The 16612-nt window shown below is 69.3% G+C and carries 15 protein-coding genes and 1 pseudogene; 6 read left to right on the top strand and 10 right to left on the bottom strand.

What is annotated here, in order from left to right; translation table 11 throughout:
- Positions 1-29 precede the first annotated feature (29 nt).
- Genes AB0L53_RS42035 through AB0L53_RS42025 form a run of 3 tightly spaced genes read right to left on the bottom strand, consistent with a single transcriptional unit; the run spans position 30 to position 2862 of the window.
- Positions 30-992: a DUF58 domain-containing protein gene (locus AB0L53_RS42035; RefSeq protein ID WP_364006920.1), complete on the bottom strand. Its 963-nt coding sequence runs from the start codon at positions 990-992 to the stop codon at positions 30-32.
- A gap of 3 nt (positions 993-995) precedes the next feature.
- Positions 996-1985, bottom strand: coding sequence for a MoxR family ATPase (locus AB0L53_RS42030; RefSeq protein WP_364006918.1), 990 nt, complete (start codon positions 1983-1985; stop codon positions 996-998).
- Positions 1986-1995: 10 nt separating this feature from the next.
- On the bottom strand, positions 1996-2862 hold the full coding sequence (locus AB0L53_RS42025; RefSeq protein WP_364006915.1) for a trypsin-like peptidase domain-containing protein: 867 nt from the start codon (positions 2860-2862) through the stop codon (positions 1996-1998).
- Positions 2863-3087: 225 nt separating this feature from the next.
- Between AB0L53_RS42025 and AB0L53_RS42020 the strand changes: the two genes are divergently transcribed.
- Together AB0L53_RS42020 and AB0L53_RS42015 are read left to right on the top strand one after the other, a co-directional pair.
- Positions 3088-3270, top strand: a complete 183-nt coding sequence (locus AB0L53_RS42020) for a hypothetical protein (protein ID WP_364006912.1) — start codon at positions 3088-3090, stop codon at positions 3268-3270.
- A 26-nt stretch (positions 3271-3296) separates the two neighbouring features.
- Positions 3297-6503, top strand: a complete 3207-nt coding sequence (locus tag AB0L53_RS42015; RefSeq protein ID WP_364006909.1) for a hypothetical protein — start codon at positions 3297-3299, stop codon at positions 6501-6503.
- Here the strand turns inward: AB0L53_RS42015 and AB0L53_RS42010 are convergent.
- A complete protein-coding gene (locus tag AB0L53_RS42010; RefSeq protein ID WP_364006906.1) occupies positions 6494-7687 on the bottom strand; it encodes an MFS transporter in 1194 nt (397 codons plus the stop codon). The two genes, AB0L53_RS42015 and AB0L53_RS42010, sit on opposite strands and share 10 nt — an antisense overlap.
- Positions 7688-7774: 87 nt before the next feature.
- Between AB0L53_RS42010 and AB0L53_RS42005 the strand changes: the two genes are divergently transcribed.
- Positions 7775-8221, top strand: coding sequence for a helix-turn-helix domain-containing protein (locus AB0L53_RS42005; RefSeq protein ID WP_364006903.1), 447 nt, complete (start codon positions 7775-7777; stop codon positions 8219-8221).
- Positions 8222-8314: 93 nt separating this feature from the next.
- Here the strand turns inward: AB0L53_RS42005 and AB0L53_RS42000 are convergent, their stop codons facing one another.
- On the bottom strand, positions 8315-9175 hold the full coding sequence (locus tag AB0L53_RS42000; protein ID WP_364006900.1) for a hypothetical protein: 861 nt from the start codon (positions 9173-9175) through the stop codon (positions 8315-8317).
- Positions 9176-9250: 75 nt separating this feature from the next.
- Between AB0L53_RS42000 and AB0L53_RS41995 the strand changes: the two genes are divergently transcribed.
- Both AB0L53_RS41995 and AB0L53_RS41990 read left to right on the top strand, forming a co-directional pair.
- Entirely contained in the window at positions 9251-10114 is an 864-nt protein-coding gene (locus AB0L53_RS41995) for a hypothetical protein (RefSeq protein ID WP_364006897.1), read from the top strand.
- A 191-nt stretch (positions 10115-10305) separates the two neighbouring features.
- Complete coding sequence (locus AB0L53_RS41990) at positions 10306-11772, top strand: MDR family MFS transporter (RefSeq protein ID WP_364006894.1); 1467 nt, start codon at positions 10306-10308, stop codon at positions 11770-11772.
- A 41-nt stretch (positions 11773-11813) separates the two neighbouring features.
- Here AB0L53_RS41990 and AB0L53_RS41985 read toward each other — a convergent pair whose 3' ends face one another.
- Entirely contained in the window at positions 11814-13301 is a 1488-nt protein-coding gene (locus tag AB0L53_RS41985; RefSeq protein ID WP_364006891.1) for a hypothetical protein, read from the bottom strand.
- Positions 13302-13501: 200 nt separating this feature from the next.
- Here AB0L53_RS41985 and AB0L53_RS41980 point away from each other — a divergent pair, with 200 nt between their 5' ends.
- Positions 13502-14044, top strand: a complete 543-nt coding sequence (locus AB0L53_RS41980) for a hypothetical protein (RefSeq protein ID WP_364006888.1) — start codon at positions 13502-13504, stop codon at positions 14042-14044.
- Position 14045: 1 nt separating this feature from the next.
- Here the strand turns inward: AB0L53_RS41980 and AB0L53_RS41975 are convergent, their stop codons facing one another.
- The 4 genes and pseudogenes from AB0L53_RS41975 to AB0L53_RS41960 all read right to left on the bottom strand — a co-directional run.
- Positions 14046-14654 carry a TetR/AcrR family transcriptional regulator gene (locus AB0L53_RS41975; protein ID WP_364006885.1) on the bottom strand — a complete coding sequence of 203 codons (609 nt, stop codon included), beginning with the start codon at positions 14652-14654 and terminating at the stop codon, positions 14046-14048.
- Between the two features lie 9 nt (positions 14655-14663).
- Entirely contained in the window at positions 14664-15572 is a 909-nt protein-coding gene (locus AB0L53_RS41970; RefSeq protein WP_364006882.1) for an alpha/beta fold hydrolase, read from the bottom strand.
- A gap of 187 nt (positions 15573-15759) precedes the next feature.
- The gene (locus AB0L53_RS41965) at positions 15760-16164 is read right to left on the bottom strand and encodes a hypothetical protein (RefSeq protein ID WP_364006880.1); all 405 of its coding nucleotides are present in this window, start codon (positions 16162-16164) and stop codon (positions 15760-15762) included.
- A gap of 23 nt (positions 16165-16187) precedes the next feature.
- Positions 16188-16361, bottom strand: a pseudogene (locus AB0L53_RS41960) (hypothetical protein); the annotation flags it as partial.
- Between the last annotated feature and the right edge of the window lie 251 nt (positions 16362-16612).

Genomic DNA, 16612 nt, shown 5'->3' with positions numbered 1-16612 from the left:
GAGCCCTCCTTCGCCTTTGATGGGCTCGGTCATGGCGACCGGTCCCGGGTTCGGACGACGACCTCGACGAGCGCCTCGGCCAGATCGCGGTCGGTGTCGATGCGGTGGACGGGCACCCCGGCCCGGCGCATGCCCGCCGCGAGCCGGGCGTCGCGGGCGTCGACGGCGGCGCGGAAGCGTACCCGCAACAGCGGGTCGGCGGAGTCGACGACGAGCTGCTCGCCGGTCTCGGCGTCCTCGACCACGATCAGTCCGGCCTCGGGCAGTACGTCGTCGGCCGTGTCCACGATCCGCAGCGCGACCACCTCGTGCCGCCGGGCCAGGCGCTGGAGCGAGCGTTCCCAGTCACCGTCGCCGATGAAGTCCGACAGGACGACGATGAGGGCGCGGCGGCGCGCGAGCCGTCCGGCCGCATCGAGCATCTCCGCCAGGTCGGTGGTGACGCCGGGACGCGCCTTGGAGGTGCGTTTCAGCTTGCCACCGCGCACCCCAGCGGTTCGTTCCAGCTTGCCGCCGCTCGATCCAGCGGTACGTTCGGCGGTGCGTTCCAGCTCGGCGCCGATCCGCAGCGCGTGCCGCCGGGAGGTGCCGGGCGGCACGACACGCAGCATCCCGGTGTCGAACAGCAGGGCGCCGACGCGGTTACCACCCCGGCCGAACAGCCGAGCCAGAACGAGCGCGAGCTCGGCGAGCACGTCGTGCTTGCCACGCCCCGGCTGACCGGCCGCCATCGACGCCGACCGGTCGAGCACGAGCCACACCGTCAGCTCGCGGTCCTCGGTGAACACGCGCAGGTGCGGCTCGTCCAGCCGTGCAGTGACATTCCAGTCGATGTGCCGGGCGTCGTCGCCGTCGCCGTACGCGCGTAACCCGGTGAAGTCGATCCCGGAGCCGCGGTGCACCGTGCGATGAGCGCCCTGGAGCCGGCCGTCGAGTCGGCGGACGACCTTCCACTCCAGGCGGAGCAGGAGCTTCTCGGGGGCGGTGGCCATGGTTCAGCGCTTCTGCAGGACGACGTCGGGCGCTCGGACGGCGCCGAGCACCCTGGTGATGATCGTGTCGGCGTCGACATCGTCCGCGAGGGCCTCGTACGACAGCACTAGGCGGTGACGCAGCACGTCGAGCGCGAGTTCGGACAGGTCGTGCGGCAGGACGTACTCGCGACCGCGCAGGAACGCCAGCGCCCGGGCGCCCGTGACGAGCGCGATGGACGCCCGTGGGCTCGCCCCGTAGGTGACGTACCGTTCCAGCTCGCCCAGCCCGGCCATGGCAGGGGAACGCGTCACGGCGACCAGCCGTACCGCGTAATCGACGATCGCCGGATCGACGTACACCTCCTGAGCGCGGGCCCGCATCGCGACCAGGTCCTCGGCCGTCACCATCGGCTGTGGCGGCTCCGGCGGACGCAGCGCCCGCGCGACGATCGCCTGCTCTTCGGCCTGCGTCGGATAGTCGACGACCACCTTCATCATGAAGCGGTCGACCTGCGCTTCGGGCAGCGGGTAGGTGCCTTCCGACTCGATCGGGTTCTCCGTCGCCATGACCAGGAACGGCTCCGGCACCTGGAACGTCTCACGGCCGATCGTCACCTGATGTTCCTGCATCACTTCCAGCAGGGCGCTCTGCACCTTGGCGGGGGCGCGGTTGATCTCGTCGGCCAGCAGCAGGTTGGCGAACACCGGGCCGAGTTCGGTACGGAACTCGCCGGAGTGCTGGTGGTAGACCCGCGTACCCACGAGGTCGGCGGGCACCAGGTCGGGGGTGAACTGGACGCGCTGGAAACTCCCGGCGATCGCGGCGGCCAGCGAACGCACCGCGAGCGTCTTGGCCAGGCCCGGCACGCCCTCGACGAGCAGGTGACCGTCGGCGATCAGCGCGACGGCCATGCGCTCCAGCAGGACGTCCTGCCCGACGATCGTACGTTTGACCTCGAACAACACCTGTTCGAGCGGATGGGCCGACTCGGGGGACTTGGTCGAGGTCATTGTCTTCCTTCTAGATCTGCGGGCCTGACGGGCCGTCGCCTTCGGTACCCAGGGCCACACCGATCGGCACCGCGAACGCGATTCCGGCGAACGCCTCGTCGCCTCCCGGGTCGGCCATCGAGACGACAATCCCGATGACGAGGCCGCGAGCGTTCAGGAGGGGACCGCCGGAGCTGCCCGGGTTGACGGAGGCGTCGAACTGGATGAGCCCGCTCAGGTCGCCTTTTTCGGCGCTCCGGTTCAGGCCCGACACCACGCCGGTGGAGACGCTGTAGGTCAGGCCCAGCGGATTGCCGATCGCCGTGACGGGCGCGCCCACGGCCACGGCGCCGCCGAGCGTCGCGGGGACGACGATCTCCGGCAGTTTCGCGGGTTTGAGGGTCGCGACGTCACGCTTGGGGTTCGCCGACGCGATAGTGGCCTTCGTCTTGGTGCCGTCGGCGAACGTCACGGTGACGTTGTCCTTATTACTGCCTTTGACGACGTGGTACGCCGTCAGAATCGTCCCGTCCTCGGCCGCGATCACCCCGGTTCCGAGTGACTTCCCGGTTTCGATGACCGCCACCGACGGCCCGACCCTCTTGAAAACCTCGGATGCCGTGAGAGTCGCACTGGGCGTCGGCGTCGGGCTCGGCCTGGGCGCGGCGCCTTCGCCGTTCCCACCGCTGCTTCCCAGCCAGTACGCGAGCAGCGCCACGACGACGAGCGCGCCGCCCCAGACGACGAACCGCCGAGCCCTCCCGGCCATGGCTCCCTGAGCCTCGGCCGCATCAGCCTCCTGCGGCCCGCGCTCCATCACCCCATATTCATAAAACTCAGTCGAAAGTGCTATAAAGCCCGCCTTAGAACTCCCTGAGAAACGGTCCTGGTTGGCCACCCGGCGATCTTGGGTACTTGGCGCATGTCCATGATTTCCAGGGTCTTATTAGGGGAGACACCCCTCGGCAGCTTGCTCACAGGGTGCAGTGGTGGCAGCCCCGCCGCTCCCTCAAGGTCCTCCGCACCGACTTCACCGGTCACATCAAGCGCACCGCCCACATTGACGGCGACGACCGCACTGGCGCGGCCGTTCGCTCTGCCGAAGAGCTGTGACGATCCCCGGATGGTCGCGGCCATGGGCCCGTTGATCAAAGGGAAGAAGATCAGCAAGCGGTACGACGCCATCGGAGAGGTGGCCAGGGCGGGCAGGTGCGGCCTGTACGTGATCGTGAGCTCGGCCGGTCTCCGTGTCGGGCCGCAGGCGCCGCGTACGCGGGGCGAACGTTTCGGCGCTCTGTGTCGTTGATCCTCTAGGCGACGAAGGGGGCGCGGATGGCGCGGGCAGGGGCGATTCCCGGTACGAACGGGTGGGTCGAGCGTTCGGCGGAGGTGGATCGGGTCGTGGCGGCGCTGACCTCCGGGGACGGCGGCCTGGTGGCGGTGGTCCCGGAGGTGGGCGGCGTGGAGGGGATGGGCGTCACCGCCGTCGTCGCGGCCGCGTTGCGCCGCCCCGAAGTGGCCGAACATTTCACCGAGGGCATCGGCTGGCTCAACGCCGGCGGCGGGGACCCGGAGCAGTGGGCTTCCGAGATGATCGACGTTCTGGGCCGCCTGTATGGCGAGGAGGATCAGCTCCTGTCCCGGTTTGACGACATTCCGGACATCCACGACGAGGACGCGGTGTCGGAGGTCCTGGGTGAAGTGATCTTCAAGCCCGGGGCTCGGCTGGTGGTGATCGACGGCTTGCCGAACGCGGGCCTGGTCGTGCCGCTGGTCTCCTGGGTACCGGGGTGGACGTGGCTGGTCACCACCGCCGTCGCCGATGACCTGCCGGAGTTCGCCGTCACGGTGCCCGTCGGGCCGATGACGTCGGCGCAGGCTGTCGAGCTGCTGCGTCGCGATCTGCCCGAATTGGAGGAGGCGGCGGCCGCCCGGCTGGCGGAGCTGACCGGTGGCTGGCCGCTCGCCCTGGACATGATCCACGGGGCCATCGCCGATCAGGTCGTCACGGGAGACCCGGCCGGCGCGGTGGCGGCGCGGATCGCGGGGCGGATCGCGGAACGGGTCGATCTTGCCGACCCCGCTTCGCGTGCGGCGCTGATCGGCGCCCTCGTGGATCACTCCGTCGGCTGGTTGCGCACGGTCGATCCGTCCGCCGCCGAGCGGTTCCTGGAGCTCGGCCTGTTCGGCGCGGACGAGACCGTTCCCATGGGTGTGGCCGCGATGATGTGGAACGCGGACGGCGGCATGGCAGGCGGCAGGCTCGACGCGCTGATCGCCAGGCTGGAGGGGCTGTCCCTGCTCAGGCGGCGTACCGATGATGCGAATCTGGTGCTCGTGCGCGAGGCGGGCGCCCGTGTCCGCGAGTTGCTCGGCCCGGAGGGCCTGGCCCGGGCGCGCCGGGCGCTGATCGACGCCGACATGGAGCAGGACCCGGAGGGTTGGGTCGACCTGCCCGGCACCTTCGAGTGGCTGCTGCGGCGCATCGCCACCCTGTATGCCGACGCCGGAGACATGGAAGAGTTGCGGGATATGGTCTGTGATGGGTTCTGGCTGGCCACCCGCATCCAACAGTCCGGCGTCGAGGCGGCGATGGCGGAACTGGCCAAGGCAGGCGCCGGACCGGCCGAGGCGTTCGGCCGTGTCCTGGGTGGCTCGGCCCACGTGCTGGAGTCGGCGCGTCACGGCATCGGCGTGGGCGTCCTGGCCACGCTCGCCGCCCGCCTGCACGCGATCCCGGGCCGGCCCGCAGAGTTCCGCAGGTTGCTGCACGCTGTCGGCAGGCCTTGGCTGGAGTCCCGCTGGACGCCGCCGGGCCTGCCGCATCCGGCGCTGCTACGCACGTTCCGCCATGACTTTGTGGGGCTACCCGACCTCGCGATCAGCGGGGACGGAGCCTGGCTGGCGGCCTCGGGTGATGCCCGGGTGCCGCGCTGGGGCTTGGACGGCGTACGGCCAGGCAGCCTGCTCGGCCACGAGGCCATGGTCACGTCGGTGACCTCGGCTCGTGACGGCTCCTGGCTGGCCACCGCGAGCTGGGACGAGACCGTCCGCCTGTGGGAGGCGGACGGGACGCCGCGTGCGGTCCTCACCGGTCATCCCGGCGGCGTCGAGGCGGTGGCGATCGCGCCGGACGGGACGTGGCTGGCTGCGGCCGGGGACGGGTTCCTGTGGTTCTGGGGAGCCGACGGGACGCTGCGCGCCCGCGTCGAGGAGGGCGACGACTACGAGCGCATCGCCATCTCCCCTGACGGGACATGGCTGGCCACCACCGGGCCGGGCGGCGCCCGCTTGTGGAACGCCGACGGAACGCACCGGGCGACCATCCTCGAGGACGACGACGCCGGAGCGTTGGTGATCGCGCCCTCGGGAGAGTGGCTGGCGCTGCTGGGCGTCGAGGACGGCGTCCTGCTGGTGAACGCCGACGGCAGCCGGCGCGCCCTGCTCGACGTATCCTGCATCGACAACGCCCTTGCCGTCGCACCGGGCGGCGACTGGCTCGCGGTCGCCGACTACGACGACAACGTGGTGGTCGTGGACCTGGGCGGAGCGGTACGCGCCCGCCTGCACGGCCACACCGCCGTAATCAACGGTTTGGTGGTCACGCCCGACAGCGACCGGCTGGCCTCGGTGGGTCTCGACAAAACGGTGCGGATCTGGGACGTGGACCTGGCGTTGCGGGAGGCTCCGGCCGAGCCCGGCGGCGGCCGGCACATCGCGTATGCCGTCGCGGTGGTACCTGACGGCTCCTACCTCGCCACGGCCGGGCCGGACGGCGTCCGCTTGTGGAATGCCGACGGGAGCCCGCGCGGGAAGGGGCCCCGGGCGTGGGCGGAGAGCGTGGCGGTCTCCCCCGACGGGACGTTCCTGCTCACGGGCGACGGGGGCGGGCTCATCCTGATGCTGGACGCGGACGGCCGCGTACGCAGGACCGAGAACGTGCCCTCCGACAGGCCCACGGCCAATCTGCCGTCGGCGGCGATCGCGCCGGACCTCGCTTGGATGGCCATCGCCGCCGACGACGAGGTCCACATCCTGACCCGGGATAGCGAGGGGTCGGTGGTCCTGGGACCGTACGACGACGACGTCCGCGCGGTCGCCATCGGCCCGGACTCCTCCTGGGTGGCTGTCGCGGCGGGCCGGGAGGTACGACGGTGGACGCGGGACGGCCGCGCGCTCGGCCCCGGCATGGAGGCGGACAAGCACGTCCAAGCGCTGGCGGTCACACCGGACGGCCGGTATGTGGCGGCGGGCACGATGGGCGGCGTTGTCGAGCTGTTCGACGTCATGGAGGGCGAGCGGGTGGCGCGGTTCGGGCACGACGACGAGCTGACCGGGGTGGCCTTCTCCCCGGACGGCACCCGCCTGGCCACGACCGCGGCCAACGGATGCCTGCGCGTGTGGCACTTCGGCCTGCGCAGGTGTGAGAGCGGGATCGTGTTGGACGGCGAGCTGCACGGTGTCGCGTGGTTCCCCGACGGTTCGGGGGTGTGCGTGGCGGGCGCGGCAGGGCTCGCGGGCTTCACCTATCACCCCTGATCAGCGCACAGGATGCCGGGTCTGGCAACACTATCGAGGGGCAGTCGCCTGGCGGTTGCCCAGACGGCCAGCGCGCAGGCCGCGAATCCGGCACCGAGGAGAGTGGTGCCCGCCCAGCCGTGAGCGGTGAAAATGGCGGTGGTCGCGGCCGCGCCGAGGGCGGAGCCGAGCGAGTAGAAGACCATGTAGCCGCCGATGACGCTGCTGGTGCGCTCCGGATGCGCGGCGGCGAGCAGGTGCTGGTTGCTCACGTGCACGGCCTGGACCGCGAAGTCGAGAACCACGATTCCGACGATGAGGAGCCACAGCGACCACGGCAGCCGCGCGATCGCTGCCCACGACAGGATGAGCAGGGTGAGCGCGAGACCGGTGACCGGGGTCGCCCGTCCCGCGTCCGCCCACCGTCCCGCGCGTGCCGCACCGAGTGCGCCGGCGAGTCCGGCGATGCCGAACAGCCCGATCTGGCTCTCGCTCAGTTGCCACGGCGTGTCCGCCAGCGGCAGGGACAGTCCGCTCCACAGGGTTCCGAAGGATGCGAACAAGAAGAACGCGATGAGCCCGCGCGTCAGGAAGACGCGCTGCCCGAACAGTCCGCCGAGTGAGACGACGGCCCGCCCGTACCCCGCAGGTCGGTTGGGGCGCTCCTCTGACAGTACGACGAGGACGACGGCCGCCAGCCCGAGTGACAGCACCGCGAGTACGGCATAGACACTCCGCCAGCCCCACACCTCGGCGAGCGTGCCGGTGACGACCCGCGCGCCCAGGATGCCGACCACAACGCCCGAGGTCACGACGCCAATGTTCCGTCCGCGTTCGGCGGGCGGCGAGACCGACGCGGCGTAGGCCACCGTGGTCTGCACCACGACCGCGAACACCCCCGCCATCGCGAGCCCCACGAACGCCACCCATGCGGCTGACGCCGAGGCCGTCAGGATCATGCCCACTGCGGTGAGCGCCAGGTGCGCGGCGATGAGTCGGCGCCTGTCGACCACATCACCAAGCGGTACCAGCAGCAACAGCCCGGCCAGATAGCCGAACTGGCCGATCGCCACGATCCACCCGGTGAGTTCCGCCGACAGACCGAGATCGCGTCCCATCGGCTCCAGAACCGGCTGTGCGGCATAGATGCTCGCCACCGCGACACCACACACCACCGCGAGCAGCAACCGCCGCCACACGTCCATCGCACTCCAAACCCGATCAGTAGCAGATTGCAACCAATTTGACCGTACGGCATAATGGTTTCAATCCGCAACTGATCGGGAGGTGTCGTGCCGAGCATCACCAACTCGGGCTGGACCGACCCCGAGTGCCCCGTCGCCCGCACGCTCGACCTCGTCGGCGACAAGTGGAGCCTGCTCGTCATCCGCGACGCGATGGACGGGGCGCGATCGTTCACCGAGTTCCAGCGGCGGACCGGCATCGCCCGCAATATCCTCACCGACCGCCTCCGCAAGCTCATCGCTCACGGGCTCCTCGCCCAGCGCACCGCGCCATCGGGGCGCCGCCAGGAATACGTGCTCACCGACGTCGGCCGCGACCTCTTCCCGGTCATCCTCACCCTGCGACAGTGGGGAGAACGCCACGCCTTCGCCCCCGGCGAGACCCACTCCACCCTTGTCGACCAGCACGGCGCCCCTGTGCCGGAAATCGCGCCGACCAGCGCCGACGGCACCCGCCTTGGCACCGACACCACCCACGTGCAGAAGCCCCGATAAAGCCTCGGCATAACATGCCGGCTCAGGACGCGCCAAGCTCCCGGCTGCTCTCGACCCGGAAGGAACTGCCGTCGGGGACCAGGTTGAGCCTGCTCACATTTCCGTCCGTGCCGAGGCTGAACACCCGCGCGCCCGTCGCGGTGAGCGCTTCCAAGGCGATGGCGCGCGTACCGTTGCCCGACGCGGCCGACAGCAGCGCCGTCGTCCGGCCGGACGGCCACTCCCCGTCGTCATCTCGGCCGAATCCGGCTGCGGGCTCAGCGGCCAGACGTGGTCCAGCTTCCACACCGTTCCGACGCTGCGCATCTCCATGACCACACCGCCGAGATGGTAGTCGGAGGTGGAACCCTTGGTCGTGTTGATCTGGCCCCAGACCAGTACGACGACCTGATCAGCCTGTGCGGTGACGATTCCGCTCTCGGATGCCACCGCACGCTGCACCATCTTCTCGTCGCGGATCTGTCGCGCCTGGTCCTGGAGGTGGCCGGTGTACTCCACGCCCGCACGTCCGGTGGTCGCGTCATCCACTGCCCGGAGGTCCTTGTCGAGCGTCTTGTAGTCGAAGCTGTTGATGATCGTGTAGGCGACGCTTCCTCTCGCCCACCAGAGCGCGCCGCCCGCCAGGATGAGGGCCGTGGCGATCGCGCTCGACGCTAATATCGTCCGCCGCGCCCATCTCGCTGGTTTTCGCACGGCAGGACGCGGCTCGGTTGGGGAGCCGACGCCGAGATCCATGATGGACAGCGGGAGCTCGGCTCCCGTGAGAGGCCCGTGTTCGGCGACGAAGGCGTGGAGGGATTGACCGGCGACGTACTCGCTGACGATGTACGGCGGGTCGGCCGTCACATCGGCGTCGAGGACCTGCGCCGTACAGAAGCTGGAGACGCGCCGCAGAATGGCGAACTCGCGCTCGAACAGGCGGCGGGCATCGGAGCCCACTTCGGCGTTGATCACCTTCAACGCTCATCACCGCACAGGGTAATGGTCGTTCAACCTACCGGCCAGAGGGCATCCTGCCATGATCACCACATGCCGCGATTAGTCATGACGCTCCTGGCGGTGGTGCTGCTCCTCAGCAGTGGCCAGTTATGGATGAGACCGCTCACGTTTGACGAATATGCCGCATGGACCGCCTGGACGTGGCGAACCAGCGGAGCGTCGGAGATCTGGCGCAAGGGGTTCGTCCCCCTTGGAGACCTGAGCGCGATGTCGCAAGAGGTGTACAAGCAGATCGAGCACGATGAGGAGTTCGGCTGGGTCGTGGCCGGCCCGCTCCCCGCACCCCCGGCCGAGGCGCAGGTCCGCTGGGACGATGGGTCCACCATGCGTGTCCCCGTGATCGGGCCGCGAAAGGCGCTGCAGGCCCTGTTCCACTGGCCCGAGGAATACACCTTTCCCGACGGAGAGGCGTACAAGCTGACCAGCGCCACCTACACGACGATGCGGCTGGAGACCCTACGCGGCATGGCGACCGTGCCCGCATGGCGGCTGCACTTCTCGAACCTGCCTGGACCGATCGACTACGTCGCGGTCGATCAGGACGCGGTCGGCACCGTCGAAGACGCCGTCGAGGAACGCGTGTCAGGTGAAGGGATCACCGACTTCAAGGTGCTCGACGAACGCACAGTATGGGTGAGCTACGACTACGGCTCCTGCGGCGGAGAGCCGCTCGATGTCCGCACACGAGTCAGCGAGAAGCCGGATGTAGTGGTCCTGGGGATCGACGTCCCCTATCGGGGAAGCGGCGGCCCGTGCGCGGGGGTTGGCCTGTCCGGCCACGACGTCATCAGCCTCGACCAGCCGCTGGGTGATCGCGTGGTGCTGGACGTGGCGAGCGGCCTCCCCGTCATGTGTCATCGTGCGCCGTACGCCTGCCATTCCAGTGACCCCTAGTAGCGGCCTCCGTACCAGTTGGAGATCGTCATCGGCCGCCAGTGAAAACCGGGTGACATTTCGCATCACTCACCGGAATGCTGGGGCGGGGGCGATGAGTTTTGTCGGTGGTGCCGGTCAGTCTTTGCGTGACCACAACATCGTGTGAGCCCGATGACCACATCATGTCCGACAACCCAGATAGAGGTGCCGTGTTCAGCCCAGAGCTCGACTCACCCGCCAAATCCGCGACCGCCGTTTCGGGTCGCACCCCGGCCGTGATCCGGCTGCTGGTGCTCGCCACCTTCGTGGTGATCCTCAACGAGACGATCATGATCAATGCGATCCCTCGGTTGATCGAAGCGCTGCACATCACCGAGCAGACCGCGCAGTGGCTCTCGACCGCTTTCATGCTGACCATGGCCGCGGTGATCCCCATCACCGGATGGTTCCTGCAGCGGGTGTCCACGCGCAGTGCGTACACCACCGCTATGGGCCTGTTTCTGGCCGGCACGGCGTTGGCCGCCGTCGCGCCGTCGTTCGAGGTGCTGCTCGGCGCTCGCATCATCCAGGCGTCGGGGACCGCGGTGATGATGCCGCTGCTGATGACCACGCTGATGCAGGTGGTGCCCGAGGAGGAGCGGGGCCGGGTCATGGGCAATGTCACCCTGGCCATCTCCGTCGCGCCGGCGATGGGTCCGGCGGTCTCGGGGGTGATCCTGCAATTCGGGTCCTGGCGGCTGCTGTTCGCCGTGGTGCTGCCCATCGCCGCCTTGATCACTTGGGGTGGCCTGAAGCAGCTCAAGAACGTCGGAGAGACCGAGTTCAGCACCATCGACTGGTTGAGCGTCGTGACCGCGGCGGCCGGCTTCGGCGGGCTGGTCTTTGGGCTCAGTCGGTTCGAAGGTGGTGACGTCGGCGTCGCCGCCGCGATCGTGGCGGCCGGCCTGCTCGCCATCGCCGTCTTCGTCGTGCGCCAGCTGTCGTTGCAGAAGCGCGGCACGCCGCTGCTGGACCTGCGTACCCTGCGCCACCGCACCTACACGGTCGCGCTGATCATGATGTCCGTGGCCTTCATGGCGATGCTCGGCTCGATGATCCTGCTGCCGCTGTACCTGCAGAACATCCGCTTGCTCACCCCCCTGCAGACCGGACTCCTCGTGATGCCGGGCGGCCTCGCGATGGGGCTGCTCGGTCCGATCGTCGGCCGCCTGTTCGACAAGTACGGCGGCCGGGTTCTGGTCGTCCCCGGCGCGATCGGCATCACGCTCGCGCTCGCCGGCTTCACCCAGATCACGATGACCATGCCGTTCTGGCAGCTCCTCGGTCTGCACGCGCTGCTGATGGTGGGTCTGGCCGCGACCTTCACCCCGGTGTTCACCATCGGGCTCGGCGCGGTTCCCCCGCCGCTCTACTCCCACGCCAGCTCGATCCTGAGCACGCTGCAGCAGGTCTCCGCGGCCATCGGCACCGCGCTCGTGGTCACCGTGATGAGCGCGCGAGCCGAAAGCCTGAGATCCGAGGGAGTCACGCAGGTGCTCGCCACCCTCGACGGCATGCGGCTGGCCTTCATCATCGGCGCGGTGCTGTCCGTGGCCGTGATCGTCACCGCTGTGCTTCTCCCGGCCCGTGCGGACGGCGCCGGTGAGCACGGGGAGCGGCCGATACACGCGGCGTGACGGCGGTGGCGAGCTCTGACAGCAGCGCATCCCACAAACCGTTACGGGTTGCCGGTTCGCCCCGCGCCCGGGTCATCCTGTGCTGCCCATACCGTCATAGTTCGGGCGGGTCCGCCGATGCGGCGCCAGGCGGAGGTGTCGCGGGACCAGCGAAGGATCTGCGAGCGATCCTTGCTCAGGACGTACACCTCCTGTCGGCCGACCCGCACCTCCGCGCCCGCTGGGCCGATGTCCTGCCAGTTCTGGTTCTTGGCGTCGGTCCCCGGCTCCGTGAGGACGCGCAGCCGCTCGCGCGACGGGTCGGTGGAGAAGAGGCCGGCGGCGCCTCCGTACAGGTCGTCGGCCGGGCCCGCCGCGTAGACCCAGAGTGGTCGCGCTCCCGCGAGCCGGCGGTTGACCGTGGTCCGTTCCGGGGTGAGGCCGTACAGGTGCCGGTCAGTGAGTGCGAACGAGGCGCCCGCCGTCCCGACGAAACCCCATTGGCCGGGGCGGCCCAGGTAGGTGAAGATCCGGCCGTCGTTCGGGTCGGTCGCGAACAGGCCCGGCTCACCGCCGTACAACCGCGCCGCCGGGCCGCCTATCTGGGTCCATGACGTGCCGTGTCCGTCCCAGATGTGTACGGCCTGACGGTCCGCGGCCAGCCGGTAGACGTGTGTGCCGCTGACCGCGAGGTCGCCGCCCGGTTCGCCGATGGGGAACCAGAAACCGGGACGCCCTCCGTACGCGTAGAGCAGGTTGTCCATCCCGGTCGCGAACAGGCCCGCGGGCCCGGACCAGAGCTGCTTCGCGGCGGCGCCGATCCTGGTCCACCGGGTCGCGTCGTCGCCGTCCCATTGGAAGACGCCACGGCCATCTGGTCCGATGGCGAAGACGCTGGTGCCCGTGAGCGGCGCGACCGTCGGGGCATCGCCGACTTCGGGGGTGCCCGGCGCGCTCGCGGCGCTGTCCATGCTGCTGGCCGGGCCTAACCCGAGTAGCAGCAGGAGCACCGCGAGGACCACGATTCCGGCTCCACCGCTGCTGAGCAGGTTGCGCGTCAGGGGGCGTGCGCGCTGGCTCCCAGCCGATGCCGCTTTCCCGGCCGATACCACTCCTGCGGCCAGTATCGGTCCCGCTGTCGGCGCAGAGTCCAGGCCCGGTGGGTGCTCTGGGGCCTTTATGGGCTCCGGGGCCTTTGCGGGCTCTGGCGCTGTCGAAGGTCCGGTGATCGACGGCGAGGCCGCTGGAGCGGGCGTCTGGAGTGGTCCCTCAAGGGCCGCCTGGTGCAGCCGCGCGGCCGTCTCCATGCGTACCTGGCGGGTGCGTTCGTCCGGTGTGCGGTCCTGTATCAGCCGGCGCAGCAGTTCCAGCGGGATGATCTTCTGGCCGGAGCGGTACTCGCCCCAGAGCGTCTTGCCCACGTGGTAGCGCCCGGCGAGCTCGCGGACGGTCATCCCGCTGGTCAGCGTCAGCAGGAACTCCGCCAGCGCGTTCGCCTGCTCCGTGCTCCCTCTCGGCTTGCCCTGGGGCCTGCCCACCCGGCCGCTCATCGCGGTCGCCTCCCTCCCGCTCCCCTCCCTCTCTGATGATCAGTTGAGCAGAACGGTTGTCCGCGGACAACTCATTGTCCGGACTTCACCAGCGATTTCACGCCGAACCGGTTCCGGACAACCGCCGCACCCGCCAACCTCCGAAGTACCGGGCCTTTTGCCAAAGATTCCGGCCGACCGTACCCAAGGAGGTTCTGAGCATGAGCTTCAGCGACAACGAGCGGATGAGCAGGCTCACGGCACGATTCGCCGCAGCGGCCCTGCTCGCGACCGCCCTCAGCGCGTTACCGGCCTCCGCCTCCACCGCGGCGAGCGGGTACACCCCCGAGCAGGTGTGCGGCAGCGGCTTCGGGAAGGTGGCAGGCGGCACCCGGACGGTGACCGACGTGAAGCGCGTCGTCCGGGGCTATGTCCACCTGCTCTACAACGCGCGTACCGGGGAGAACTGCGTCGTCACCATCAAGTCGAGTTTCGTGGGGCAGCCCACCCTGACCAGGGCGACCCTCTTCGTCAAGGTCGCCGGCCGAAACGACGCCGACAAGTTCGAGGAAGAGGACGCCTACAAGTACTACGCGGGTCCGGTGATAGCGCAGGCCAAGGACGTCTGTGTCGCCTTCAGTGGGCTTGTCACCAACCTACGCGCCAACGAGAATTCGTCGGCTTCCAGCGTCCAGGCCTTCGGCGGTTCGACGAGCTTCGGAAACTGCGGCACCCAGCGTACGCGTAAAAGGGGGATCCGCTAGGTCAAGCCGCCGCCGGCCCGAACAGGCGGTCCAAGTAGTAGTCGATGATCTTGATGGCCGCCTCGCGGCTGCGCTGCCCGCTGAGGACGCTGGAGGTCAGGCCGTTGACGAGAGCCAGCAGGCCGGCGACTTCGATACGCGGGTCACGATCGGCGTCGATCTCCCCTGCCTGCTGCGCGGCGGTCATCCGTACGGTGAGAAAGTTCTCCAGTGCGTTGGGCAGGGTAAGCCCGGCCGCGGCGAGTGCCGGGTCGGTGAGGGCGGCGGTGTAGTAGGCGGTCCAAGCCAGCGAGTCCAGGCGGCTCTGGTCGTCGGAGGGAATGATCACGCCGAGGACGGCGGCGAGAACATCTCGCGTGGACAGCCCGCCCGCCGCAGCGGCGGCCCGCTGCTTGACCCGGCGATCCATGCGGGCGCCCAACTCGGCGAGGCCGGAGTCGAGCAGGGCCTGCTTGTTCGTGAAGTAGTACTGGACGACGCGCAGCGAGACCCCGGCTTCGGCGGCGATCTCACGCATCGACACCGCCTGCAAGCCACGGGTGCCGGCGATGCGCAGCAGCGCCTCGGTCAACTGGCGCCGTCGCGCATCATGGTCTACCTGTTTGGGCATGTCGATTTCCTAGCTGTGCTTCGACGTCGCGATGCCGAGCCGTGCCTGGCCGGGAAACGCAAGGATCCGCTCGACGACCAGGTCCGGGGCTTCCACGGGCAGCGCGTGTCCGGAGCCGGGCACGATCTCCACCCGCCACGACGGCGCGATCTCTGCCAGCCGCGCGGCCATCGCCTGCGCGTCGTGCATCGCGCTGCGGGCGCCCAGCAGCACCTGTATGGGCACTGACAGCTCGCGCACCTGCTCGTCGGTGTAGACGGGCGGGATGGGCAGGCGCCGGCGGAAGGACCGGCCGGCCGCCACCAGCTTCATCAGCGCGTCCTCGCGTAGCGTGCCGTTGCCCACTGCGTCAGCGACACGATGTCGCGGCGCACGAGGAAGCAGGGCGGCCATACCGCCGACGATGAGCCACCGGAGAAACCGCCCGGTCATCGGCGCGAAGCCGGCCGGGTCCACCAGGGTCAGCGCCGCGACCCGGCCGCCCCCGCCGAGCTGCTGTTCCACCGCGATCCAGCCGCCGTAAGAGGAACCCACCACATGTGCGCGCTCAGCACCGGCCGCGACCAGGACGTCGGTGAGCCAGCCACCGGCCTCGGCACCGGTCGAGAGCGGCTGCCTCTGGACCGAGCGGCCGGGCTCGCCGAGCGGGTCGACGGCGAGGACCGGACGCATGCGTGCCAGCGGTTCCATGTAGCGGTACCAGGCCAGTGCGTTCCCGCCGGAGCCGGCCACGAGGACGATGGGGTTTCCCGTGGCGGGCCCGGCCCGGAGGATCCGCACGCTGCCGGCGCGGGTCTCCACATCGATGGCGTCCACCGGCACCGGCCACAGCTCGCCGAGCACTCGGTCGTAGGCGGCGTAGTACTTGTCGCGGGCAGAGTCGCTAGTGAAGGCGGAGGGTCGGTCAGGGATGCGCATGATGGCCTCATCTCCCTTATAGATACAGTCGTATCCTAACGGGTGGTCAACGAGGCCGCGACCGCAGTGTCGCCGCTCTCCCGCCGCCGGCCCGGCCCGGGAAAACCAGATGAGCGGCGGGGAGACGGTGGGATCTTATGGACCTACCCGGCCGTGAACTGACGTTTCGTACGGTCAGAGCATCGGATCAGTGGGTGCCACGGCGCTCGAAGTCGTCGTTCAGCAGTTTGAAGAACGTGTCGCCGCGGACGATCTCAAAGGGGTCCGTGAGCAGGGCGCCGAGCTCGGCGACGTCGGCCGGTGTCCAGTTCCAGGCGTTGATCGCGCCCGCGATGAACAGCGGTGATTTCCCGTCCCAGCCCTCGATGTGCTTCAGCAGCGTGTCGCGATACTCCTGGGCCTTTCCCTGGGGAGAGAAATTGCCGATCAGCGGAATGCCGGCCAGTCGGGTCTGCAGATCGCCGCTTTCCCAGGATTGGATGATGCCGCGCACCGGGGTGTTCTTCCGGTACGAGCCGGCGATGCGCTCGTCGAACGCCACCCAGCCGGTGTTCTCCGGGTTGCGATAGTTGTAGGCGTAGACCAGGTCCATGCCGGTGGCGCGGCGCGGTCCACGCCGCCCCATTCACCCGCCACGCCATTGGAGAACCAGCCCGTGTAAGGGATGGTGGGCTTCACCTTGCTGAGAATCTCGTCGAGCAACTTGCCCGTCTCCCCCGAGGGCGGCAGCCAGAACACCATTGCGCGCATCGCCGCCGCGTAGTCCCGGAAATACGGGAAGGGCTCCACCCGGGTGGGCGCGGTGGTGGCGGCCGTGACCAGGTATTGGTTCCACAGGTCGACCTCGACCAGGAGCTGCTGGGTCCCGGCCGGTGCGGTGAATCGGTAGATCAACTACCACTGGTTGAAGCTGGTGGTTTGCTCTCGCGGTCCCGTCTGGTTGAAGGGAGGTCGGTAGCGTGTGGCTGGTTGATGGCAGCCCAGCCCGCGATGCCGCGTGTGGCGATGTTGCGGGCTGCGATGTGGTCGGCGTGCCCAGC

Source organism: Nonomuraea sp. NPDC052129, from assembly GCF_040680095.1.
Lineage (GTDB): Bacteria > Actinomycetota > Actinomycetes > Streptosporangiales > Streptosporangiaceae > Nonomuraea.
This window is presented reverse-complemented; position numbering and strand designations above follow the sequence as displayed.